Source organism: Novosphingobium organovorum (assembly GCF_022832435.1).
GTDB lineage: Bacteria > Pseudomonadota > Alphaproteobacteria > Sphingomonadales > Sphingomonadaceae > Novosphingobium > Novosphingobium organovorum.
This window is the reverse complement of record NZ_JALHLF010000039.1, coordinates 1-23,107: the sequence shown is the minus strand read 5'-3', so window position 1 is coordinate 23,107 and position 23,107 is coordinate 1. Positions and strand designations below refer to the sequence as shown.

Here is a 23,107-nt window from a genome sequence, read left to right as displayed (position 1 = left end):
TCGATCCGATGCAATCTGATCGAAAACCGCTCCGGACTGCTCCGGCCATCCGGGCTGGGAGGCCGTCCGGCGAACGGGCGGGGGCAAAAATGTTCTATGACAGCCACCAAATTAATGTCGTTGCGCGGATCGCTTCAAGGTCTAGATGGAACGGCGTTGCCCGGCACTGGCCGGCGCGGAGGCACTCATGAAAATCCTGTCGTCCCTTTCCCTTGCGGCGGCCGTTCTGGCTTCGATCCCGTTTTCGGCGATGGCTGCGGCGAACCCTGCGCTTGATTTCCACACGTTCGAGCGTCGGTTCGGTGACAGCGGCGCTATTTTCGCCGGGTACGATCAGGTCCGCCAGGCGGTGCCGGCGGGCAGCGCGGTAGAGGACGCGCGCGCGCTCCTGCGCCGCGCGGGTGCGCAGTGCGACAGCGTGGACGCGAACGCCTCGCAACTGCGTTGCTATTACCGCGACCTGCTCGGCGCCGAGCAATATTCGGCTTCCTACGCGACGTGGGACGTCGCGCTCGATCTTGCGGGCGGAAAGGTGTCGGCGGTGCGCGTCGTGCGCAGCACTGAGCAGCGCAGCTGACTTTCTTCCGCCCTGGCCCTCGAGGCCCCGCGCGCACGACTCTTGGCATGTGTGCGCGATGCGGCCTCGAGGGTCTCTTTTCCTTTTGCGGCCCTGGTGGTGCCGTCAAACCGTCCTCCCGGGGCTACCGGAACCCGCAAGGGTGGCCCCGTCGATCCCGCCTGTCCCTCCCTAGCGCCTCTGGACGCGCTCGACCCCCCGGGGAGGTGACAGGTGGGATCCTTTGTGCCCGCTTGCGATGGACAGGGCGGCCCGTTTAGGCTCTAGCGATCAGGGCAATCGGAATAGACCCGAGCCCGGCCTTCGCGTCGGGCATGCGGGCGGGTGGGACGTTATGGACATTGCAGCGGCCAGGACATTTCTGGAAGTGGCGCGCACGGGCAGTTTCGTGGGCGCGGCGCAGACACTCAACCTGACCCAGGCGGCGGTCAGCGCGCGCATTCGTGTGCTTGAGGAGCAGCTGGGCTATCCGGTGTTCGAACGCACCAAGAGCGGGGTCAGGCCGACCCGTGCGGGCGAGCAGTTCACCCGCTTTGCCACCGCGCTGGTGCAGACCTGGGAAAACGCGCGGCGCGCGGTCGCGCTGCCCGAAGGGGCCGAGACCGCGATCACCGTGGGATCGGAACTGAGCTTGTGGAATCCGCTGCTCGGGCGCTGGCTCGAATGGATGCGGCGCGAATATCCCGGCATTGCGCTGCGCCTGCGCATCGCCCCGCCCGAAGCGCTGATGCAGCAGGTCCAGGCGGGCGCGATCGACCTTGCCGTGCTCTACGCCGCGCCCCAGCGGCCGGGCGTGGTGACCGAACTGCTGGTCGAGGAACGGCTCGTCCACGTCACCACCGCCGGGCCTGACCAGCCGGCTGCGGATCTGCCCTATGTCGAAGTCGACTGGGGGCGTGAGTTCGACGCCAGTTTTCGCGCTGCCTTCCCCGAACAGGGCGAGGCGCAGGTGGCGATGAACTACGGTCCGCTGGCGCTCGAATACCTGCTGGCGGCGGGTGGCAGCGCCTATTTCCGCATGGGCTATATCGGCCCGTGGCTCGAATCGGGACGGCTGCGGCTGGTGCCCGAAAGCCCGCAGTTTCCCTATCCCGCCTATCTCGTCCATTCCGCGCGGATCGATCCTGAGGTCATGGCGTGCCTGCGCGAAGGCCTGCGCGCCGCGCTCGACCTGCCGCCAGCGTGATCGGGATTGGCCTGATCGGGAAGGGCAGCTCGCGCTACCAGCCACCGCCGAGCGCGAGGAACAGGCTGATCTGGCTCTGCGCTTCCTCGTCGCGCGCAGCGCGTTCGTCGTCGCGCGCCTTGACGAGGTCGATCCGGCTCGACAGGTCGAGCGGCAGCCCGGCCTTGCCCGCCGTGAACAGGCGCCGGTTCTGGTCGGCGAGTTCCTGCGCCTTTTCGCGCACCGCGGTCAGGTCGACCGCGCGGTTGTGGCTTTCGCGGTACCATGAAAGCGCGGTCTCGGTCTCGCGCAGGGCATCGAGCACGGTGCCGTCGAACGCGGCGAGACTGCGGTCGGCCCCGGCCTTGGCGGCGTCGACCTTGGCGCGGTTGGCGCGGGTCGGGAAGGTCCAACTGATCAGCGATCCGATCGACCAGTGGCCCGCCATGGCCTGGCCCACGTCCTCGAGCAGGCCGAAGGTTCCTCCACTCAGCCCCAGCGAGATGTGCGGGTAGAGATCGGCCTTGGCCACCCCGATCCCGGCGGTGGCGGCGGCCAGCTTGCGTTCGGCCGCGCGTACGTCGGGCCGGCGGGCGAGCAGGGCGGCGCCATCGCCGATCGGCAGCGGCCGGTCGAGCCGGGGCAGCGCGTGGCAGTTTTCAGCCTCGCGCGGGTATTCCGACGGCGTTCGGCCAAGCAGGAAGGCAAGCTGGTAGAGCGCGGCGCGGGCGGCGGCGCGGTGGCGTGGCAGCGCGGCCTGGGCCTGCAACGCCAGCGCCTCGGCGCGGGTCACGTCGGTTGCGGGGGTCTTGCCCGCGGCGTGCAGGCGCTGGGCGATCTGGGCGAAGTGTTCCTGCTGGCTGGCGGCTTCTTCGGCCAGTTCCTGCGCCTCGTTCTCGCCGCACACGGTGACGTAGGCGCGCGCGACTTGCGCCGCGAGCGTTACCTGCACCGCCTCGATCGTCGCCTCGGTGGCCTGGTGGTCGGCCTCGGCCTCCTCGACCCGGCGGCGGATCTGGCCGAACAGGTCGAGCTGGTAGGACACCGCGCCCTCGCCGATCCCGAGGTTGGTCACGGGCAGGGTTTCGTACTTGAGGAAGCTTTCGCCCGAGAGCCGCGCGCGTTCGACCGACGCGTCGAGCGTCGCCTGCGGATCGCCTTCGCCCTTGGTCGCGCGGACCATCGCGGCCGAGCGTGCGAGGTTCGCGCCCGCCACGCGCAAGTCGGTGTTGGCGGCAAGCGCCTCCTGCTCGAGCGCGTCTAGCACCGGGTCGTGGTAGAGCGACCACCAGCGCGGGGGCAGCGGATCGATCGAGGTCAGCGCGCTACCCGACAGCGCGGCCTTGGCCGAAGGGCGGTTGATCGCGGCCTTTTCGGGCAGGTGGTAGTCGGGCCCGACCGTGCACCCCGTGAGCGCGAGAGCGAGAGCGCTGAGCGCGACCGTAGCCCCATTGCGGGCGCGCTGGCCGGAAAGGGGGGCGTGTTTCACTTGGTGGCGTCCGGTTCGAGCGAGACCGAAACCGTGCGCCCGGCGATGAGCGCCAGACCCCGCGGCGGATGGTCGATGTGGATGCGCACCGGAATGCGCTGGGGCAGGCGCACCCAGCTGAACGAGGGGTTGATCGCGGGCAGCATGTCCGAGCTGGCGTTGCGGTCATGGTCCTCGATCGCGCGGGCGATCGAATAGACGTGGCCCGTCAGCGTGCCGTTCTCGCCCATGACGTGAACCACCGCCTTTTGTCCGACGTGGACGTTGGGCAGCTTGGTTTCCTCGAAATAGCCCTCGACTCGCAAGGTCGAGGTGTCGACGAGGGCAAGCACCGGACTGCCCGCGTTGACGTAGTTGCCCACGCGCACCGATACTTCGGAGAGGTAGCCGTCCGACGGGGCAAGGACCTTGGTGCGGGTCAGGTTGAGCTGGGCGAGGTCGCGCGCGTTGCGCGCCGCGTCGAGCCGGGCCAGCGCCTGTTCCACCGCGGCGCGCGAGGAGGCGAGGTCGGCGGCGGCTTCCTGGGCCTTGGTCTGCGATTGCTGCGCGCTCTCGCTCGCGATCAGCTCGCCAAGGCCACGGTCGCGCACATCCTCGCGCCGGGCTTCGGTCAGGGTGACGGCGGCGCGCTGCTGCGCGGCGCGGGCGCGGTCGAGATCGGCCCTGGCCTGCTCGACCCCGATCGTCGCTTCCTGCAGCGCGAGGCGGTAGCGCGAGGGATCGACCTCGAACAGCACCTGGCCGCGGTGGACGCTCTGGTCGTGGTCCACCGCAATCCGCGTGACCAGGCCCGCGACGTCGGGCGCGATGCGCACCACGTCGGCGCGGATGCGCCCGTCGCGGGTCCAGGGATCGTCCTGGTAATAGTTGTAGATCGCCTTGCCGCCGAGAATCGCCGCCAAGGTCATCAGCCCCGTGAAAGTGATGGACACGGCTTTCTGCCGCCGCGCGGAAGAGTGCAGGCTCATGGGGTCATTCCGATGATCGGGGAGGGGACGAAGCGAATGAGGGCGGCCCACACGACGATGAACATCGCCGTGTCGAACAGCACCGGGTGCCATACCCAGCGGTAGACGTTGAAGAACGAGAGCAGCCGATGGAGGACGAGCGCGACGAGCAGCGCGATCAGCCCGTCGATCGGGGCGGCCGCGACGAAGATGTCGGCGATGCGGTAGTCGGGGATCACGGCCGGTCCTCGCGGGTGAAGTCGGGGGCGTCGGGGTAGATGTTGCGGCGCAGGGCGACGAGCGCGGCGAGGCCTTCGGCGGGGTCGTTGCCCAGGATTTCGCCGGTCAGGCGCTGCCACAGGCCCGGTTCGGCGAGCATCAGGCGCAGCGCGACGTCGATTCGCGCGAGCAGGCGCTCGGGCGGGGGGCTCTGGCTGTTGCCGGCATAGAACCGGGCGACGTCGCGCAGCACGCGGCGCAGCGACAGGCTCAGGCGCCGGTCGACCTGCGCCTGCAAGTGCTGGAGCGTCACGATGTTCATCGCGATGCGCACTTCGCGAAGGCTGGTGGTGGCCTCGTCGGTGGCATCACCCAGCCGCTGGGTGATGAGCGCGAGCCGGTCGGTCGTGCGGCCCAGTACCTGGAAGCGGCTGGGCGGGGTGGTGGCGCTGGCAAAGCGGACCAGATCGGCGCGCAGGTGGCGCTTGACCCGCCCGATCAGTGCATCGGCGCCCGCCGTGCGCATCCCCGCAGTGACGCCGGCGGCGACCAGCACGCCGAGCACCTGCCCGCAGTTGGCGTTGAAGAACCGGGCGAAGTCGGCGTGGAAGCTTTCCTGCAGCGCCAGCGCGTTGGCAAAACCCAGCATCGCCGCCGCCCCGGTGGCGCCCCAGCGCGGGTGCGGAATGATCCAGCCCGCCACCAGCAACGGCGGCAGCAGCAGCAGGGCGAGCGGAATGAACCCGTCGACCGGAGGCATCAGCACGAAGAGGTAGAACGCCGCGACCGGCAGTCCGGCGAGCAATGCGCCGCCAAAGCGCAGGATCATCGGAACCGGATTGTCCTGCGAGGCGAACAGGCAGCAGAACACCCCGGTCATCATCGCTGCGATCGACCCGTCCGCCCAGCCGGTGCCGATCCAGATCGTGCAGCAGATGAGGACGGCGATGATCGCGGCAAGACCTGAAATGATCGCCATGCCGCCGTCGGCGTGCATCGCGATGCCCTGACGGCTTTCCTGGCGGGTGAGCGGGGCGGGCACACTGCGATCGTCGAGATGGGCGAGCAGCGTGTCGCACTGGTCGAGCAGCCGCGCGGTCTGTTCGGCACGGATGGCGTGGCTCTGCGCCAGCAGCTCGCCCCATTCGCCGCGCGTTGCAGCGGGGCGCGGTGCGTCGTTGGCGACAGGCAGAAGTCCGCGTTCGGTCAGCGCGCGGTGGCGGTCGGCGAGGCCGGTGAGCGTGGGCAGCAGCAGCAACATGCGCCGCAGCAAGGCCTGCACCGAGGCGCTGGCATCGCGCCAGTGCGAGGTGTCGAAGGGAACGTGCGTGGCCAGCACCACGCATTCCATCGCGTCCTGGGCCAGGCGACGGCGGCCCGCGCGGATGTGCGGGGCGCTGCTGGTTCCCTCGAGGATCTCGGCGCGCCAGGCCCGCGTGTCGCGCAGCCAGGCGTTGAGCTTTGCGCCCAGGTTTGAGGCGACCGACTGCGGAAAGATCAGACTGTGGGTGAGCGTGGCGCACACGATACCCAGGATGATCTCGGTCACGCGCGCGACGGCGATGTCGAACACCGCCTCGGGCCGGTCGACCGCGGGAAAGCCCACCAGCATCGCGGTGTAGCCCGCCAGCATCATGGTGTAGGCGCGCGGTGAGCGGTCGAGCAGCGAAATCGTCAGCGTGACGCCGACCCACAGCGCCAGCGCCAGGCACAGCAGCACCGGCCAGTCGACGAGCGCGGGGACCAGCCCCACCGCCACCGCTGCCCCGGCAAAGGTACCGATCACGCGGTAGATCGCCTTGGAGCGAGTCGCGCCCGAAAGCGGGTTGGCGACGATGTAGGTGGTGGTCATCGCCCAGAACGGCATCGGCAGGCCGACCCACAAGGTGACCCACAGCGCCATCAGCGCGGCGAGCGCGGTCTTGGCGGAAAACAGCGCGGACTGGAGCGCAGAGGGTCTCATCGCGTGCCCCGCGATCGGGCGCAGCGCGTCACGCGCCGGGCGGCGCGAGGAGCATCGGGCGCGGAGCGATCCGAGGCGTGGGAGGCGATGGGAGGGGGCGGTGTCATGGCGGCGTGCGAGGCTGCGCAAATATGCCTGTCCAGGCCAATTGGCCCATAAGCTCATTTGGCAGGTTTGATAAGTTTGGTTATAGCAGGTGCGTCATGTCGCTCTTGCATCTGCGCAGCTTCGTCGAAGTCTACCGCCAGCGCTCCTTCAGCGCCGCAGCCCGCGTGCTGGGATTGACCCAGCCGGCGATCTCCCAGCACATCACCGCGCTCGAAGCGGGAATCGGCCATCCGCTGTTCGACCGGCAGGCCAAGGGGGTGGTGCCCACCGCGATCGCCACCGAACTGGCGGCGGGGCTGGGCGACCGGCTCGACGTCGCCGAGGCCGCGCTGGCGCAAGTGCGCGCGCGATCGAGCGACCTGACCGGGGTGGTGCGGATCATGAGCCATGGCGATTTCCTCGCCGAACTGGTGATGCCGCGCCTGCGCCCGCTGCTGGCCAGGGGAATGCGCCTGCGCCTGCTCAACGGCGGGCGCGAGGAAATCCGCACCGCCTTGCTGGAGGGGGAGTGTGACCTGGCAATTTCCGGCTACCCGGTGACCGACCAGCGCTTGCGCAGCGAGAAGGTCCATGCCGAACTGCTCCACGCGGTCGCCGCGCCCGAAGTCGCGGCACGGCTGAACGCGGCCCCGGATCTGGGTGCTGCGCTCGAGACCGAGCCGGTGCTGGCCTTCGATCTGGAACAGCAGCTCGTCGACGATTGGCTGGGGGCCAACGCGTTGACGTGCGCGGCGCTGCGCCCGGCGCTGATCTGCGAGGACCTGCGGGGGCTGCGCGCGATCGTGATGCAGGGGTTCGGCTGGTCGGTCCTGCCCGACTATCTGTGCGTGGCGCAGCTTGCGCATGGCGAACTGGTCGAAATCCGCGCGCCGATCGCGCCGCCCGCCAACCGCTATTTCCTCGTCGCCTCGCCCACCGCGCTGCGCGAACCGCGCGTGGTCGTCGCGCGCAACGCGATCCGCGCGATGCTCACGACAGACTGAAACGCGCCGGTTCCAGCCGGCTGGCGCATTTCCCCGTCAGGCGGCAACGGGCTCGAAGGCGCCATTCTTGCCCGATCGGCACTGCTTGATGGGCTCCACCATTTCCTCGCCCGTGGCCGGGTCGCGCACGGTGATGCGCTGGACCCGGCATTCGTAGGTCGACGCGGTGTCCGCGCGCACGGTTTCGACCGTGCCGATGCGCTCGCCCGTCGCCGGGTCGATCACCGGCTTTTGCGAATCCTTGCCGAACCGGTTGGTGTCGAGCGAGGCCTTGGACGCCTTGGCGACTTCTTCCTGCTGGCAGCGATCCAGCTTCTTGCCGATCTGGGTGCCGGCGATCACCCCGACGAGGGCGCCGACGATGGTGCCCGCCTTGCCCCTGGCGATCTTGTTGCCCAGGATTCCCCCGGCAATGCCTCCGGCGATACCACCCAGAATCTTGCCGGTATTGCCTTTCTCGCAACCGGCGGCATGGGCCGGTCTGGCGGTCAGTCCGGACAGGCCCGCTGCGGCGATCAGCAGTATGGCGAGAGTGTATTTCACGAGCGTCATGGTGCCTCCCGAGACAGGGTTCGCGGATTTTGAGCGGGTCAATCGACGACGATCCAGCCCCGGCTGCTGCGCACGAAGCGCTTGGTATTCACCGTCGCCGCGGCGTTGCTGGTGGTAAAGGCGCCCATTATCGGAGCCTTCGCCCGGATCAGGTAGTCGCACATGTAGCCCGCTGCGACGGCCGGTTTGCAGCCGACTTTTTCGAAATAGTCGATGCTGATGTCGCGCCCGGCATCGGCGGCCCGCGTGCCGAGCATGAGGCAGGCGATGCCATCGAGCGGATTTTGCGATCCGCTGTTCATCGCGTTGCACCCCGCCTCGCCCTGCGCCTTGGAATTGGCCTTGGCGGCGTTCAGGCGGCCGTTCAACGCGGCGAGCATCTGGGCCTGGGTCGGCTCTCCGGTCTTGCTGGACTGCGCCTTGTCCTGTGCGGCAAAGCGCGCGGCCTCGGCTTCCTGGGCACGTTGGGCTGCGGCTCTTTCGGCCTCGGCCTGGCGCTGGGCCTGGGCTTCGCGCGCGCGCGCTTCGGCCTGCGCCTTCGCGCGGGCAGCCTGCGCCCGCTCGGCCAGCAGCTGCTGGCGTTCCTGAAAGGCCGGCATGGCCCCGGATGCCTCGAGGCCGCGCTTCGCCGCGGGCGAGGCAAGGTACTGTGCGCGGAACCGGGCGAGGGCGTCGTCGGAATCGATCTGGGCAATCCGTTGGCGAAACAGCTCGCCGTTGCGCGCGCCCGCCGCTTCGACCATCCCGGCCAGTTCGCCGCCCAAGAGGCCGAGCGGCTGGTTGGCGTCGGCGAATTGCAGGGCCGTGAGCGCGGAGGGCTTGAACACGAGGCAATGGCGCAGGTTCGTCTGGAACCCGGTTTCGATCACGATGGCACGATCGATATTTTCCGGTGCTTGCCCGAACGCCTGGACCGAGGGCACAAGCTCGTCGACCGCTTGTTTCGCCAGCCGGGCGCTGCTCGCGGCTTGCTCCTGCAGCGCGTCGACCTGGCCCTGCGTCATGAAGCGCTGGGCGCTGAGTTCGGCCAGCCGCGCGCGCTGGGTCTTGATTGGGGCCGGTTCGCTTTTCAGGCCGCCCAGCAATCCGGAAAGCGGGTTCGAGCGGTGCTGGCGCTGGACCGAGGCATCGTAGTTTTCGATCGCGTGCTTGAGCTGGTCGTATTCGCGCTGCGTGCTCTTGCGCTTCTGCCCGTAGTCGCGGTCGAATTCGACCAGCTTTGCGATCCGGTCGGCGGCTTGGCCGAACCAGTCGGCGTGCACCGTACCGTCCGGACCGACCAATTGGCGGGCAAAGCTAACCCATTGTTCGCGCGTGCAGCTGGCGGAAGGCCCCGTTCGGCCGGGAGACGTGCGCGCATTCACGCGCGCATCCTGTGAAAGAGCCGCCGATTGCATCAGACAAGATGCGGTGAGGGCGATCAGGATTCGTTTCCAATGGGGGTAAGGCATCGGATATCCTTGGTAAAATAAGTATAGTTCGTCTTTGTTGGGCTTATAGTGATTGTGTTTTAATTCATTAGCAATCGGTAACTAATATTTTTATTTTTCTGTCGAAATGGGGGAATGATCCGTTTTAGTGCCGATCTAATTGGATTTGATCTTTCCGGTGCTCGCCATTCGCGTAAAGCGTCGCCTGTCGATCGTGCGTTGCAGCCGTCGAGGCCCGAGGCTGGCACCATGACGTGCGCGAGACCGAGTTGGATCCGCGTGGCAGGCGCGCGGATCGCGCAACCGCTCACGGCCTCACGAGGGGGCGATCAACCTGTCAGAAAAGTTCAGGAAGGTGGTGCCGCTTAGGTGACTCGAACACCTGACCCCATCATTACGAATGATGTGCTCTACCAACTGAGCTAAAGCGGCGTGCCTTTGCGATTCCCGGATGAACCGGAACGTGGGCAGGGGGCGCCTTTACCGAGCGCAAGAGGCAAGTGCAAGGGGGTTTGTACCGCGCCGGGAAGGAAGTTTTGAATTGGCTGTCCGCGGGCGTGCCTTGGCGTGGCAGGATAAGGCGGGTGTCGGGCGACGGTCCGGGCATCGTCCGGCGGGGGCAAGGCTTGCGTCGCCGCAGGTGGGCGCCTAGCAGCGTGACCATGACCACTGCACCGACGTCGCCTCCGCCCCATGCCGTTCCCGCGCCGGTTGCCGAGGTCGATCCGTTCCACGCCATCGCGATCGGACGGCTGGCCTACGAATTGGGTGCGCAAGGGCGCAGTGTCATTCACATGGAGTATGGCCAGCCATCGACCGGGGCGCCTGCGGCGGCGATCGCCAAAGCGCACGCCATGCTCGACGCCGAGCCGGGCGGATATTGGGAGAGTACCGCGCTCAAGGCGCGTATCGCGCGCCACTATGCCGAGCGGTACGGGCAAGGCGTCGATCCCGAGCAGATCATCCTCACCTGCGGCGCGTCGCCGGCACTGGTGCTGGCGCTCTCCAGCCTGTTCCGCCCCGGTGCGCAGGTTGCGCTGGCCCGGCCGGGTTACGTCGCCTACCGCAACACGCTCAAGGCGATGTATCTTGAGCCGGTCGAGATCGCCTGCGGCCCCAACGCGCGTTACCAGCTGACCGCCGCAGCCCTCGCGGCGCTCGAACCGGCGCCCGATGGCGTGATCCTGGCGAGTCCGGCCAACCCCACGGGCACGATCATCGAGGCCGGAGAACTGGAGCGAATCGCGCGGGTCTGCCGCGCGCGGGGCATCCGCATCGTGTCGGACGAGATCTACCACGGCCTGACCTACGGCCCCGAAGCGCACTCGTTGCTCGAATTCGATCCGGAGGCGGTGATCGTCAACAGCTTCTCAAAATACTATTCGATGACCGCCTGGCGGCTGGGCTGGCTGCTGGTCCCGCCCGGGCTCGTCGAGACGGCGCGGGCGCGCATGGGCAACCTGTTTCTCACCCCGCCGGTGCTGGCGCAGCACGCCGGACTGGTCGCTTTCGACAGCACAGAGGAGCTGGAGGGGCACGTGCGCAACTACGCGCAAGGGCGCCAGATGCTGCTCGATGCGCTGCCCCGGCTGGGGCTCGATGCGATTGCGCCACCCGACGGCGCCTTTTATATATGGGCGGATATCGGAGCTTATACGCAGGATAGCCTGAGCTTTTGTCGCCAGCTTCTGCTCGACACCGGGGTGGCCACCGCACCGGGGATCGATTTCGATCCGGTCGAAGGTAACCACTTCATGCGCTTCAGTTTTGCGGTTTCTCCGGGGGAAGTCGCCGAAGCGATCGAGCGGCTCGTGCCGTGGTTCGCGGCGCGCCGCTGAGCGGGCGCGGGGCCTGTTTACGCGTGCGCACCGGGGTGTAGCGCGCTGGGACGGGCGTGATGCAGGGCGGGGCATTGCGGATTGACCCGCGGCGGAGGATCGGGCCTGAGAGCGTCTTTATAGTTTCAGGCACCCCGAATCATGGCCAAAGCCCTGCACGCCCCCGGCGGCATATCGTCCAGTTTCTGCGAGCAGCTGCGCGACTTCATTGACGATTGCGCGCAGTGTCCCGCCGACGATGAGCACGCCCGCATTCGCGAGGCGGTGGAACTTGTGCGCGGGGGCCAGCCGGTGCCGGCTCGCACGCGGCTGGAAACGCTGCTGGCGGTCGGAGCGGGGCTTGACGCGGCCTTGCTGGTGGTGGGCGATGAGCCTGCGTTCATGTGCTCGCGCAGCGAGAACGGGGTGAGCATGGCCTCGTGCCTGGTGTCCGACAGCGAAGAGGATGTCTGCGCCGAAGGGGCCACGCCCGCGCTGGCCCTGCTGGGTGCCTGGGCCTCGGCGCTGCTGATGGCGATCGAGCAAATCCCTTCGCTCGACGACAAGGTGTTCGCCGGGATGGAGATCGTGCTCCACTAGGGCATTTTCCAGTCAGGTGGAATTACCTGACTGGAAAATTCGTGAAAACAAAGGTCTGGAGCGGTCGATCCGATGCAATCTGATCGACCGCTCTAAAGCCTGTGGGGATTCAACGTGAGTTGATGACGGCAGCAGCAAGGTGGATCATGGCTTCGAAGCTTTGATCGGTTTTGCAGGCGCGCCTGGCGATGTGCTTGAATTCCTTGATTTTGCAGAAGAAGTTTTCGATGAGGCGGCGCCACTTGTACATTTCGGCGTCAATCGGGATGGGCTTGGCGCGACGTGGATGCTGCGAGATAACGATCTTCGCACCGCGTTCGTTGAGGTCGGCGACGATCTCGTTGCTATCGAAGGCCTTGTCAGCGAGCAGCGCGCCGAACTCGATGCCGTCGATGAGTGGGGCAACGCCAACAGTGTCGAAACGGTGGCCGGGCATCAGGCGGAAGCGGACAAGGTTGCCCAGAGCATCGGTCAGCGCCAGAATCTTGGTTGTCATGCCGCCTTTGGAGCGGCCGATGGCCTGGCTATTAGCCCTCCTTTTGCACCCTGACCGTGCCGGTGGACTTTGACGATGGTGGCGTCGATCATGGCGCATTCCATGTCCGGCTCCTCCGACAAGGCATCGAAAATCCGCTTGAAAACATCGGCTTCGCGCCAATCCCGGAACCGCAGAAACGCTGTACTCCAGTTGCCGAACACCGTGGGAAGATCACGCCATGGACTGCCCGTCCGAGCAATCCACAGCACTGCCTCCATGAACAGCCGATTGTTCCGGCCACTGCGCCCCGGATCGGTCGGCTTGCCCAGACAATGCGGTGCCATCTTCGCCCACTGGGCATCAGTCAGTACAAAGCGTTCCATCCAGAACGTGAATCACAGCTCCAGAAAAATCGGAATCCTAGAGCGGTTTTCGATCGGATTGCATCGGATCGACCGCTCTAGGCCTTTGTTTTGACGCATTTTCTGAACCGTCAGGTGATTCCACCTGACTGGAAAATGCTCTAAATTCCCACAGACCTTAGGGCAGCGGCCCCCCTTTCCTCGTTTCTCTATTCGATGGCGCCGGGTGCTTCAAAGGCCAGCGTCTGCGCGTCGATGTCGATCCACGACAGCCGCCCACCCTTGCCCGCGCCGGTATCGATCCGCACGAGCTGGCCGCCGGCCGGGTTCGTGGTGGTTTGCACGTCGGGCACGCGGTCGTGGCCGATGACCACGGTGTGGCGCGCCGGAATAGCGCTTGCCCAGTCGTAGAGGCGGATCGGCAGGGCACCCTGCGCCGCGTTCGGGGCGGTCTGGCCGTAGAGCGCGCGGTGGACGAGGCCATCGCCGCGCAGCGTAAGCGCGTGCGCGGCGCTCGGTGCGTGCCGGGTGAACATCGCCGGGGCGGCGGCGGCGTGGACGAAGAGGTAGGGGCCGATCTGGCGCCACAGTGGCGCGGCGCCGACGACGCGCAGATAGCCCTCGATCAGCGTGTCGCGATCGGGGGCGGCCATGATCTCGGCGATGGTGCGATCGAGGCCGTGGGTGAGCTGCAGGCGCTGTTCGCCGCCGTCGCCTTCGCGCCAGTGGGTGAGGTAGCGCAGCAGCTTGAAGCAATGGTTGCCGGGCGTGATGAGGGCGAGGCCCTGGGCATCGAGTTCGAGCAGGGTACGGATGATTGCCGCGCTGTCGTTCGGGGCATCCCCGTCGGATGGGCTCTGGTCGGTCAGGTCGCCGATGAAGCCGATCGCAAAGTCCTGCGCGCGCGCCTCGCGGATCGCGTCGTGGATCTGGAGCGAGCCGTGGATGTCCCCCAGCCAGCGCATGCCCCGGCTGCGGCGAAGCGGTGCGGGCAGGGCGTCCTGCACGCTGTGGGTGGCGGAAGAAAAGGCCATGGGCACGTCCTGTAGCGTGCGGGGCGGTGGTCGGTCCAGAGCGGCGTGCCGCACCCATCGGCAGGAACAGGGCCGAACAGGGCGACGCCCCCGGCGGGTTCGCAAGGGTCCGGGCGCGTCGCCAGGCAGGGTTCGTTTTTCCCGTCGTGGCAGACCTGATCCGAAGATCGTTCGGGCCAGGTCTGCCGGTACACGACTAGCGGGACCAGGAGCCGGCTTTTGCTCAGGTTGCGGGGCCGGCACACGTGGTATGTCACGCCAGATGCTAAGCCTTGGTGCCGATCGGGCTCGTGGCAGTTGCGTAAGGCGGGGTCTGGACGGGGGAGGCCAATGCGAAAGTCTGGATTGCCGCCGTTGCGGCAGGACACGCCACCGTTGTGATCCGCCCACCCGGTTCGGCGAGGTCCCTTCGGCCCCAGGCCTTCCGGTGTCCCCGCAAGCGGGAGGGCAATGCGCTATCCTCCCTCCCGCTTGCGGGAGGGGCAGCGAGACTTGGGGAGCGTAGCGAACCTAGTGGTTCGATTCTGACATTTGATACCCTATCGGATAGGGCGCGCTCAAATGTCAGAATCGTTTCGAACCACTAGCATATATTTGATTCTAGTGGATTTTGCGATTTTGGCATTTGCAGACCCATCCCAGCCGCCAGGGGATGCAAATGGCAAAATCAATCCACTAGTCGCAGCGGGGTGGGCGGTCAGCGTACCTTGCGCCAACCACCTGTCCTGGTCGTTCCGGCTTGCGCGCAATGCGCGCTCGCCGCCGCGTGCCTGCTGCGCGCGCCAGCGGCGGGCGTAGGAACCGGCATCGGCTGGCGTTGGTCGCCTAAAGGGCGTGTCCGGTCGGACCTTCCTTGGCGCGCTTGGCCGTGCTGGCAACTCAGCTGACAACAAAAGGGCAGAAGCGCACCCGCGTTCCTGCCCCTTGCGATTGGTCCCGAGCGCGCGTCCGAAGGGATGCCCGGCCGGTTGCCGTCTCATGACGCCAGGCCTGCTCCGGTTATCTTCGCCAAGAGGGAGCGTGCCAGCGTCGCGGCGATCAGTGCACCATGGCGGCTTCTATGGCGATGCGGATCGCATCGGAGGTGTGGTTCGCGCCCAGCTTGTTGAGCATGTTGGCGCGGTGGATCTCCACCGTGCGCGGGCTGATCGAGAGTTTTTCGCCGATCAGCCGGTTGGACAGACCGCTGGCGACGCCGCCGAGCACTTCGCGTTCGCGCCGGGTCAGCCGGTCGACACGGGCGCGGGCCATGATCTCGCGCAGCTTGGCGTTGCCCACGCCTTCGGCACGGAGCATTGCGCGTTCGAGCGTCTGGTTGAGTTCGCCCGCGGTGATCGGCCAGGCGATGTAGTCGATCGCGCCGTCGAGGATGGCGCCCACGATGCGCTGCGCGGCCGGGTTTTCGCTGAAGGCGATGATCGGGAACCATTCGCCGTGCAGCGACATGTTTTCGATCAGTTCGTCGATCGCACCGGCTTCGTCATGGATGAGGATGATCCCCGAGCGCGGCCAGCTGTTGGCCAGTTCGGAGAGGTTCTCGAACGGCTCGACATGGATGTTGGCGGATGACAGGGCATGACTGATTGCTGCCCGGCGGCGCATGTCGTTATCAATCAGGATGAGGTTGGAAATTCCTTGCTCCACAATCGGACTCCCATTCTTATTTCTGCCTAGGGAATATTCGCAATGGAGCGCGGTTTCCCGCCGTTTCACGTCCGATGTCGATGCATTGCGTGCAAGCGTTCGCAAAAATTGGGGTAAATCAAGCGCCCGGTCGGACCCGGCAACGCCGAATCGGTGCCAGATTGTAAGCCAGGCCGCGCGCGCCGCGGCTTCGGGCGCGATGCTGCGACGCAATACGCATAGTCCCGCGCAAATCGGGGATTCGCACCGGTATTGCAGCGGATGTGGAACAGTGGGGGGAGCGCCGCCGAGGGGCGCCTCAGAGCCCGTTTGAAAATTCGCGAAATGCGAATTTTGCGGCACCAGCCCACTCCCCCACCCGACCACCCATTGCCAGTATCCTGCGGGTGGTCGGGTGGGGGAGTGGGCTGGTGCCGTAATCAAAATGCCTGAAAAGGCATTTTTCAAACGGTCTCTCAGCTGGCCTGCATGGCCTGCCCGATTTCCTGGAAATCGGTGCGCAGCTGGGTGACCTGGTCGGGGGTAAAGTCCATCGAGCAATCGAGGATCGTGCGCCGGGCCGCCGCATAGACCTGGTTGAGCGCCGAGGCGATCGCGGTCTCGCCCGAAACGCCCATCTGCAGCGCGGTGATCGCGGTCAGCGCGCGGGTCATCGACCGGCTGCGTAACGCGGCATCGCCGATGCCGTGCGCGTGGAGCGCGGTGCCGAGCGCGCCGACCATCTGTTCGAGGCAGACGTGGACCAGCTCGGAACTGTCCGCGCCGTTGACGCGGGCATCGAAATCGACGCGGCGATAGGCCTCGTGGGGGGTAACGCGTCCGAGCATGTCAGCTGTCCGAACTGTTCCAGGCCGCGATCTGGTTCTCGAGCATGGTCTTGGTCGAGTTCAGCAGGCCGATGCGGGTTTCCGAAACGGTGAACTGGCTGGCAAGGCGGGCGCGAAGGGCTTCCTGCTGTTCGGCGATTTCGGTCTGGCTGTCGGCGACGTCGTCGAGCTGGCTGGTCCACTTGGTGATCGAGTAGGCGAGCGAATCGATGTTCGTCGTCGAGACCGCGCTGCGGTAGATCTTGTCGACCGTCGAATAGACGCCGTAGAGCCCGTTGGTGAACATGTCCGCGACGCCTTCGGGATCGGCTTCGAGCGTCGCTGTAAGCCGGTCGGTGTCGAGCGAGAAGGTGCCGTCGCGGTTGGTCGTGAGGCCAAGGTCGGCGAGCGTGCGCGCGGTGCCCGTGGCGTTGGGCATGACGATCGTACCGGCCAGCGCAGCCAGCTGGCGCTTGAGCGAGCGGGCGCCCGAATCGTTGGCCAGATCGCCGCCGATCGCGGTGGCGGAGTTGAGCTCGGTCATGATCTCGTTGAGCGCGTCGGTGAAATCCTGCATCGAGCTGGCGATGGTGTCCGACGGGTCGGAGAACGTGACCTTGGTCGGCGATCCGACATTGGTCGCACTGAGCGTGAGCGTGACGCCGGGAATGATGTCGGTCACGGTGTTCGAGCTGGCAGTGTATTCGAGCCCGTCGACCTTGTAGGCGGCGTCGAGGGCGGTCGAGAGCAGCGTGCCGTTCGCCGAGCTGGGGTCCCAGGCGAGGTTGGAGAGGCCCGGATCGCTCGCGTCCTCGCTCGCTTCGAGGATGAAGCCGCTGGTTGCGCCTTCCTGCCCCTTGATGACCAGCTTGGCGCCCTCGGCGGTGTTGGCGACATAGGCGGTGACGCCCGCGTCGGCGGCGTTGATCTTGGCCGCCACATTGGCCAGCGTGTCGCCGCTCTCGATGGTGATGTCGACCGCGCTCTGGCTGGTGTCCTCGGTGAAGCTGGACCCCGAGACGGTGCCGAAACGCAGCGTCAGGGTGCCCGCGCCCACGGTGTCGGTCGAGGCGGTGTAGGCGTTGCTCGCCAGCATCTGGTTGGTGGCCAGTTGCGTCACCTCGAGCGAATAGCTGCCGCTGGGAACGCTCGAACCGCTGAGCGCGGCGCTGGCCACCGAACTGTTGGCGACCGAAGGCGTACGGGCGAGATCGCCGCTGCGCACCAGGGTGCCGAGCGAGGTGTCGAGCGCGAGCATCATCGATTTGATGTTGGAGGCGGCCGAAATCTTGGTGTTGAGCGTTTCGGTCTTGGTTTCGAGGCGCGAGACCCGGTCCGCGAACGTCGCGGTCGCGAGGTTGTTGGCGAGCGCGGTCATGTCGATCCCGCTGCCGCCGCCGAGCGCCGTGACCAGCGAACTGGTGGTGAGGAGCGATGTCGTCGCCGTTGTCGAGGTCGTGGTCATGGCTGAAAGAACGGCTCCGCAGGACGAGGGTTAAGCTCACTTCGGACTTTGCGGGGCGGCGCGCTCTCTCGTGGCACCGGCCCGTCATCACCCTAGACACGAGGGACGAACAGGGTCTGAAGAGGGGGCTAGGGATAGGGCGCAGGGCGCTCGCTCATGCGCTGGCCGATTCCAGTCTTCCGTCGGCATCGAAGCGCAGCGTGACCGGGACCTGGACCTGCGGGCGCACGCGCTTCTCGCCGCGCTTGACCGCGAGCACGAAGGCCAGGATCGCGGCAACCGCAACATAGTGTTCCTCGCGGATCATGCGTTTCTCGCGCACGGTGTAATAGACCGAGCGGGCAAGCGCGGGATATTCGAGCGCGGGAACCTGGTATTCGGCGGCCAGCTCGCGGATCGCCATGGCCTTTTCGCCGCGCCCCTTGGCGACCACGATGGGGGCCGGCGCCTTGGTCTGGTCCCACGCGAGCGCGACCGAGAAGTGCGTCGGGTTGGTGATGACGAAGGTCGCCTCCTTCATCGCGGGAACCAGCGCGCCCATCGCGATGCGGCGCTGGCGGTCCTTGATCGCGGCCTTCTTTTCGGGCGCGCCTTCGGTGTCCTTCTGTTCGTCGCGCACTTCCTGCAGCGTCATCTTGAGGCGAAACAGGCGGCGGATGAGCTGGACCGGCAGGTCGAGCAGCGCGATCAGGGTGAGCCCGGCGGCCAGCCAGAACAGCAGGAGGACGAGCCCGTCCCAGGCGTAGGACAGCTCGCCCACCAGATCGCCGCGCCCCAGCCTTGCCATCGTCTCGATCCGCCCGCTCGCCCAGACCCAGGCGATGGTGCCGAGCAGGGCGACCTTGGCGAGACCCTTGACCATCTCGATCAGCCCGTTGGGGCCGAACATGCGCTTCAGTCCCTTCATCGGGTCGATGCGTGAGGCCTTGGGCGCCAGATTGCTGCCCAGCCACCGCCCCTCGCCGAAGCCGAGCTGCGAGATCAGGCTGACCAGCATCACCGCCACGCCCAGCGTCATGACCGGAGGCAGCGCGGCGATCAGCGCGTCGATCAGTCGGCGGCCGGGGGTGAAATCGTCGATGGCGGCCTTGTCGAAGGTGAACCCTGTGCGCAGCAGCCGGGCGAGGCAATCGAACAGCCAGGGCCCGGCGAACAGGAGCCAGATCGCGCCGATGGCGATCGCAGCGGCAGTCGCCAGCTCGCGCGAGCGGATGACGTCGCCCTTTTGCGCGGCGTCGCGCTTGCGCTTTTGCGTCGGGGCAAAGCTTTTCTCGCCTTCGGATTCGCTCACGGGGCAAGCACCGCGCTGGCGTGGACGATGGCATCGCGCGAGAGGCGGGTGACGAGGTCGGTGAGCACCGGGGCGGAGACGATCAGCGCGGCAAGCCCGCCCAGGATGCCCGCAGGCAGGCCGAGCGAGAACAGGTTGAGCGAGGGCGCCGAGCGGCTCAGCACGCCGGTCACCAGCTGGACCACGAGCAGGACAAGGCACACCGGCAGCGCGATCGTGGCCGCGGTCGCGAACATGTCGAGCGCGAACCCGGCGACGAGCGCGAAGCGTTCGGAGCCGAGCCAGGTGTGCCCCGGCGGGAACACGCGATAACTCTCGACGATGAGCGCGAACCATTGCAGGTGCGCGCCCAGCGCCAGGAAGATCATCGTGAGCACCACCGCGAAGTATTGCCCCAGCGCGGGCGACTGGGTGCCCGAGTTGGGATCGACCGCGACCGCCATGTTCATTCCCATCGACCCGCCCATGACTTCCGCGGCGATGACCGGGGCGGCGAAGGCGAGCTGGAGCACGAAGCCGAGTGTGAGCCCGACCAGCACTTCGCCGAGCACGGCGAGGAGCCCGGCGAGCGAGAACAGCGCGGGCGGCACCGCCACGTCGGTCCAGGCACAGACCAGCACCGCCACCGAGCCTGCGCCGATCACGCGCAGCTGCGGGGGAACACTTGGAATGCCGAACAGCGGCGCGGCGACCAGCGCGGCGCCGATCCGGGTCATCACGAAGAGCAGGCGCCAGAACTCGGCCTCGAGCGCGCCGAAGCCGAAGTCGAGCTGGATCACGGCACGACCTGCTCGGCCTGGCCCATCAGCGCGATCTGGGCGAAGATCTCCTGTGCGAAATCGCCCACCAGCGTCATCATCGAGGAGCCGAGCAGGACGAGAACGAGCGCGACCACGGCGAGCTTGGGCACGAAGGTCAGCGTCTGTTCGTTGACCGAGGTCGCGGCCTGGACCAGCCCCACCACGAGCCCGATGGCGAGCGCTGCAAGCAGCACGGGCGCGGCGACGAGCGCTGTGACCCACAGCATCTTGTCGGCCAGCGCGAGCAGGGCGGTGATGTCCTCCATCGCGCGTGCGCCCCTAGCCGAAGCTCGCCGCGAGCGAGCCCATCATCAGCGCCCAGCCATCGACCATCACGAACAGCAAGAGCTTGAAGGGCAGCGAGACGACCATCGGGCTCATCATCATCATGCCCAGCGACATCAGCACCGAGGAAATCACGAGGTCGATGACGAGGAAGGGCAGGAACAGCATGAAGCCGATCTGGAAGGCGGTCTTGAGCTCGCTGGTCACGAAGGCGGGGAGCAGGATCGAGAAAGGCACGTCCGCGCTTGAGGCGAAGCGCGGGGCCTTGGCCATGTCGGCGAACATGGTGAGATCGCGCTCGCGCGTCTGGCGCACCATGAAGGCGTGAAATTCGCGGCCCGCGTTGGCGATCGCCTGTTCGGCGTTGATCTGGTCGGCGGCGTAAGGGGCGATCGCGGAGGCGTTCACCCGGTCGAGCGTGGGGGCCATGACGAAGAGCGAAAGGAACAGCGAAAGCCCGATCAGCACCTGGTTGGGGGGCGATTGCTGGAGCCCGATCGCCTGGCGCAGGATCGCGAGGACGACGAGGATGCGCGTGAAGCTGGTCATCATCAGCACGAGGCTCGGCAGCATCGTGAGCAGGCCCATGATGAGCAGCAGCTGGAGCGACAGACTCATCCCCGGCCCACCCGGCCCGCTGCCGGTCCCGCCGATTTCGCCAAAGGCGCGGTCGAGCGCGCCGGGGATCGCCTGCTGGGCGTGCGCGGCGAGCGGTACGGCGAGCAGCGCGAGCCCGCATCCCGCAGTGAGCAGGCCGGCCCACAGGCGGCGCGAGGCGGTCACTCGATCACCTCGAACTGGGCGCGCGCGGAGGCTTCGGCGAGCCGGGTCAGCCCGCTGCGCGAGACCGAGACGAGGATTTCGCGCCCGTGAAATTCGATCACCGCGAGCTTGAGCGTGGGGGAGAGCATGGTCGTCTCGACGATGCGGATCGAGCGCGAGCCGGTGCCGATCCCGGCGCGCTCCTGCATCTTCTTGGCGAGGCGCAGCGCGGCCCAGGCGAGCAGCGCGATGAGGGGCAGCATGACGGCGAGCTTGAGCAGATACCACAGCATGGGTGGGGCTACTCCTTGGCGCTGTGCGCGGCGGCGGCGGGGTTCGTCTCGGGCAGCGCGAGCGGCACGCCGTCCTCGCCATCCTCGTCCTCGCCGACCATCTCGATGATGCGCAGGCCAAAGCGCCCGTTGTGCGCCACCACTTCGCCGCGCGCGATCGGCTTGCCGTTGACCAGCACGTCGAGCAGCTCGTCGGTCATGCGATCGAGCACGACGAGGCTTTCCGGGCCCAGCGCGAGCACGTCCTTGAGTTTCATCTGGGAGCGGCCCAGTTCGACCGAGACGCGCACGTCGACGTCTCTCAGAAAATCCAAGCCGCGCGGTTGCCTTGCCATGATTGACGTCTTCCCCATTGGTTCCCCCGGCGTGACCGCGCCGGAGGGGTGGATGCCCGTGCGTGGACCAGACGCGCGGGCGTGTGTGCGCGTGGGCGCGCGGTCAGAAGGCCTGACCGATCTGGACGGCGACCTTGTCGTCCAGTTCGCCCACGGTGCCGGTGGCGATGATGTGCCCGCCCGCCATCAGCGGCACCGCGCGCGCGACCGGCACGGGGATAACGTCCCCCGGCTTGAGCGCGGACAGACGGCGCATGCTGATCGGCATGTCGACGAGAACGGCGGTAATTTCGAGCGTAAGCGAAGCGAAGGGTTCGGCTTCGTGCCCGGCCTTGCGGCGCGGCGCGCGGCGCGGGGCGACCGGGCGGCGGGTGGTGAGCACGTCGGCGAGCGTGGCTTGCGGAAAGGCGAGCGCGAGCGACCAGGGCTCGGCATCCGCATCCTCGATGTCGAGCGTGAGCTGGAGCAGGTCGGTGCGCTTGTCGAACGGATCGAGCTGGCGCAGACTGGTGTCGCGCCGCACGAAGCGCACCGGATGTGGCCGCTCGCTGGCGAAGACCTGGCTCAGGGTGTCGCAGATCGCCTGTTCGATCCGCGCGAGCAGCAGCTCGGCGGAGACCGGGAAAGTGTCGGGCAGCGGATCGGGCACCAGCCCGGTGCCGCCGAAGGCCCGGTCGACGAGGCGGAACACCGGGGCCGCCTCGAAGGTGGCAAGCACCGGCCGGTTCTTGGGGCCGATCCCCAGCAGCGCGTGCGAGGCCAGCGTTTCGAGTTCGGACTGGATGCCGCCCAGCGTGGTGTCCATCGGCATCCCCACGCGCACCAGTGGCGGCTCGCCCCCGGTCACGCGGGCCAGATAGGCGGGCAGCACCCGCGCCAGCTTCTCGCCCAGGAACGAGAGGGCGGGCACCAGTTCGTCGAGCGAGGGCGGCGCTCCGACGAGTTCGGTGCAGTGCTTCGCCTTGCGGGCGGGGGAGGGGGGGGATGCGCTGGCCATCGTCACCTCACTGGATGATGAGTGTGCGGAAGTAGACGGCATCGACGCCGCCGTAGCCTTCCTTCTTCTTGAGCACGTCGTTGATGGTCTTGGTCAGCCGCTTCTGCAGCTTGTCCTTGCCCTGGATGGTGTACATGTCGTCCTCGGGGGTATCGGCGATCACCGCGAGCATGTTGGAGCGGATCGCCAGTTCGTGCTTGGCGAGCCAGAGCAGGACGCGCCCGTCGCGCCGGGTCGAGCAGGCGAGCGCGAGCTGGACCAGCGAGTCCGAGTCCTTGAGGTTCGAGGTGAACTCGTCCTTGAAGGTGTAATAGGCGGTGCGGTACTCGTCGCCGCCGTCGCCTTCGACCTCGTGCGTGGCGCCTTCGCCTTCGCCTTCGGCGGCGGGCGGAGCGTAAGGATCGGTCTCGCCCTTCTTGATGAGTTGCGGGCCCTTGGGCTCCTCGACTTCACCGTGGCCGCCGCCCAGGAACATCATGGCCCCCGCCGCGCCCCCGCCGCCCACGGCAAGCATGCCGACGCCGATGAGGATCAGGCCCATCTTGCCTTTGCCCTTGGGCTTTTCCTCGCCGTCGCCTTTCTTGCCTTTGTCGCTCATGAATAGGTTCCTCGGATCGGTTGGGGGTCAGGCGTAGATGCCGCCGCGCGCATCGGCGGCGCTGCGGCTGGCGGACGGCCCGGAGGGGGCCGTGGTCGCGGTGTCGG

Annotated in this window: 23 protein-coding genes, 1 tRNA gene and 1 pseudogene; 5 read left to right on the top strand and 20 right to left on the bottom strand. The window is 67.2% G+C overall.

The features are described from left to right. Positions 1–145: 145 nt before the first annotated feature. Entirely contained in the window at positions 146–577 is a 432-nt protein-coding gene (locus MTR62_RS11285; protein ID WP_244020891.1) for a hypothetical protein, read from the top strand. A gap of 334 nt (positions 578–911) precedes the next feature. Next, on the top strand, positions 912–1,763 hold the full coding sequence (locus MTR62_RS11280) for a LysR family transcriptional regulator (protein ID WP_244020890.1): 852 nt from the start codon (positions 912–914) through the stop codon (positions 1,761–1,763). 34 nt (positions 1,764–1,797) lie between these two features. Here the strand turns inward: MTR62_RS11280 and MTR62_RS11275 are convergent, their stop codons facing one another. The 4 genes from MTR62_RS11275 to MTR62_RS11260 are packed head-to-tail and all read right to left on the bottom strand — an operon-like array spanning position 1,798 to position 6,360. Further along, positions 1,798–3,231 (bottom strand): efflux transporter outer membrane subunit, encoded by a 1,434-nt coding sequence (locus tag MTR62_RS11275; protein WP_244020889.1) that lies wholly within the window; start codon positions 3,229–3,231, stop codon positions 1,798–1,800. After that, the gene (locus MTR62_RS11270; protein WP_244020888.1) at positions 3,228–4,163 is read right to left on the bottom strand and encodes an HlyD family secretion protein; all 936 of its coding nucleotides are present in this window, start codon (positions 4,161–4,163) and stop codon (positions 3,228–3,230) included. The genes MTR62_RS11275 and MTR62_RS11270 overlap by 4 nt, the downstream gene beginning before the upstream one ends. A gap of 32 nt (positions 4,164–4,195) precedes the next feature. Beyond that, on the bottom strand, positions 4,196–4,417 hold the full coding sequence (locus MTR62_RS11265; RefSeq protein ID WP_244020887.1) for a DUF1656 domain-containing protein: 222 nt from the start codon (positions 4,415–4,417) through the stop codon (positions 4,196–4,198). Then, on the bottom strand, positions 4,414–6,360 hold the full coding sequence (locus MTR62_RS11260) for an FUSC family protein (RefSeq protein ID WP_244020885.1): 1,947 nt from the start codon (positions 6,358–6,360) through the stop codon (positions 4,414–4,416). Before MTR62_RS11260 ends, MTR62_RS11265 begins: the two co-directional genes overlap by 4 nt. A gap of 203 nt (positions 6,361–6,563) precedes the next feature. Between MTR62_RS11260 and MTR62_RS11255 the strand changes: the two genes are divergently transcribed. Continuing rightward, positions 6,564–7,451 carry a LysR family transcriptional regulator gene (locus MTR62_RS11255; protein WP_244020883.1) on the top strand — a complete coding sequence of 296 codons (888 nt, stop codon included), beginning with the start codon at positions 6,564–6,566 and terminating at the stop codon, positions 7,449–7,451. A gap of 36 nt (positions 7,452–7,487) precedes the next feature. On the opposite strand, the gene MTR62_RS11250 is transcribed toward MTR62_RS11255, so the two are convergent. From MTR62_RS11250 to MTR62_RS11240, 3 genes are all read right to left on the bottom strand, one after another. Continuing rightward, the gene (locus MTR62_RS11250; RefSeq protein ID WP_244020881.1) at positions 7,488–8,003 is read right to left on the bottom strand and encodes a glycine zipper 2TM domain-containing protein; all 516 of its coding nucleotides are present in this window, start codon (positions 8,001–8,003) and stop codon (positions 7,488–7,490) included. 38 nt (positions 8,004–8,041) lie between these two features. Next, a complete protein-coding gene (locus MTR62_RS11245) occupies positions 8,042–9,286 on the bottom strand; it encodes a hypothetical protein (RefSeq protein ID WP_244020874.1) in 1,245 nt (414 codons plus the stop codon). Positions 9,287–9,789: 503 nt separating this feature from the next. Next, positions 9,790–9,865 (bottom strand) — tRNA-Thr (locus tag MTR62_RS11240). Between the two features lie 230 nt (positions 9,866–10,095). Here MTR62_RS11240 and MTR62_RS11235 point away from each other — a divergent pair. Together MTR62_RS11235 and MTR62_RS11230 are read left to right on the top strand one after the other, a co-directional pair. Then, positions 10,096–11,271, top strand: a complete 1,176-nt coding sequence (locus MTR62_RS11235; RefSeq protein WP_244020873.1) for a pyridoxal phosphate-dependent aminotransferase — start codon at positions 10,096–10,098, stop codon at positions 11,269–11,271. Positions 11,272–11,412: 141 nt separating this feature from the next. Further along, positions 11,413–11,850 carry a hypothetical protein gene (locus MTR62_RS11230; RefSeq protein ID WP_244020863.1) on the top strand — a complete coding sequence of 146 codons (438 nt, stop codon included), beginning with the start codon at positions 11,413–11,415 and terminating at the stop codon, positions 11,848–11,850. Between the two features lie 109 nt (positions 11,851–11,959). On the opposite strand, the pseudogene MTR62_RS11225 reads toward MTR62_RS11230, so the two are convergent. The 13 genes and pseudogenes from MTR62_RS11225 to MTR62_RS11165 all read right to left on the bottom strand — a co-directional run bounded on the left by MTR62_RS11225 (position 11,960) and on the right by MTR62_RS11165 (position 23,000). Continuing rightward, positions 11,960–12,672, bottom strand: a pseudogene (locus MTR62_RS11225) (IS5 family transposase). 227 nt (positions 12,673–12,899) lie between these two features. Continuing rightward, positions 12,900–13,724 (bottom strand): metallophosphoesterase family protein, encoded by an 825-nt coding sequence (locus MTR62_RS11220; RefSeq protein ID WP_244020862.1) that lies wholly within the window; start codon positions 13,722–13,724, stop codon positions 12,900–12,902. A 1,038-nt stretch (positions 13,725–14,762) separates the two neighbouring features. Beyond that, positions 14,763–15,368, bottom strand: coding sequence for a response regulator transcription factor (locus MTR62_RS11215; RefSeq protein ID WP_244020861.1), 606 nt, complete (start codon positions 15,366–15,368; stop codon positions 14,763–14,765). A gap of 455 nt (positions 15,369–15,823) precedes the next feature. Next, positions 15,824–16,195: a flagellar protein FliS gene (locus tag MTR62_RS11210; protein WP_244020859.1), complete on the bottom strand. Its 372-nt coding sequence runs from the start codon at positions 16,193–16,195 to the stop codon at positions 15,824–15,826. A gap of 1 nt (position 16,196) precedes the next feature. After that, a complete protein-coding gene (gene fliD, locus MTR62_RS11205; protein ID WP_244020857.1) occupies positions 16,197–17,639 on the bottom strand; it encodes a flagellar filament capping protein FliD in 1,443 nt (480 codons plus the stop codon). Positions 17,640–17,793: 154 nt separating this feature from the next. Continuing rightward, on the bottom strand, positions 17,794–18,930 hold the full coding sequence (locus tag MTR62_RS11200; RefSeq protein ID WP_244020847.1) for an EscU/YscU/HrcU family type III secretion system export apparatus switch protein: 1,137 nt from the start codon (positions 18,928–18,930) through the stop codon (positions 17,794–17,796). Then, on the bottom strand, positions 18,927–19,709 hold the full coding sequence (fliR, locus tag MTR62_RS11195; RefSeq protein ID WP_244020846.1) for a flagellar biosynthetic protein FliR: 783 nt from the start codon (positions 19,707–19,709) through the stop codon (positions 18,927–18,929). Before fliR ends, MTR62_RS11200 begins: the two co-directional genes overlap by 4 nt. Continuing rightward, on the bottom strand, positions 19,706–19,996 hold the full coding sequence (locus tag MTR62_RS11190) for a flagellar biosynthetic protein FliQ (protein WP_244020844.1): 291 nt from the start codon (positions 19,994–19,996) through the stop codon (positions 19,706–19,708). The genes fliR and MTR62_RS11190 overlap by 4 nt, the downstream gene beginning before the upstream one ends. Positions 19,997–20,009: 13 nt before the next feature. Beyond that, entirely contained in the window at positions 20,010–20,741 is a 732-nt protein-coding gene (gene fliP, locus MTR62_RS11185; RefSeq protein ID WP_244020919.1) for a flagellar type III secretion system pore protein FliP, read from the bottom strand. A 53-nt stretch (positions 20,742–20,794) separates the two neighbouring features. Then, a complete protein-coding gene (locus MTR62_RS11180; protein WP_244020843.1) occupies positions 20,795–21,070 on the bottom strand; it encodes a flagellar biosynthetic protein FliO in 276 nt (91 codons plus the stop codon). 8 nt (positions 21,071–21,078) lie between these two features. Beyond that, positions 21,079–21,384: a flagellar motor switch protein FliN gene (gene fliN / locus MTR62_RS11175; protein WP_244020841.1), complete on the bottom strand. Its 306-nt coding sequence runs from the start codon at positions 21,382–21,384 to the stop codon at positions 21,079–21,081. 124 nt (positions 21,385–21,508) lie between these two features. After that, the gene (locus MTR62_RS11170; RefSeq protein ID WP_244020839.1) at positions 21,509–22,402 is read right to left on the bottom strand and encodes a FliM/FliN family flagellar motor switch protein; all 894 of its coding nucleotides are present in this window, start codon (positions 22,400–22,402) and stop codon (positions 21,509–21,511) included. A 7-nt stretch (positions 22,403–22,409) separates the two neighbouring features. After that, positions 22,410–23,000, bottom strand: a complete 591-nt coding sequence (locus MTR62_RS11165) for a flagellar basal body-associated FliL family protein (RefSeq protein ID WP_244020830.1) — start codon at positions 22,998–23,000, stop codon at positions 22,410–22,412. Positions 23,001–23,107 lie beyond the last annotated feature (107 nt).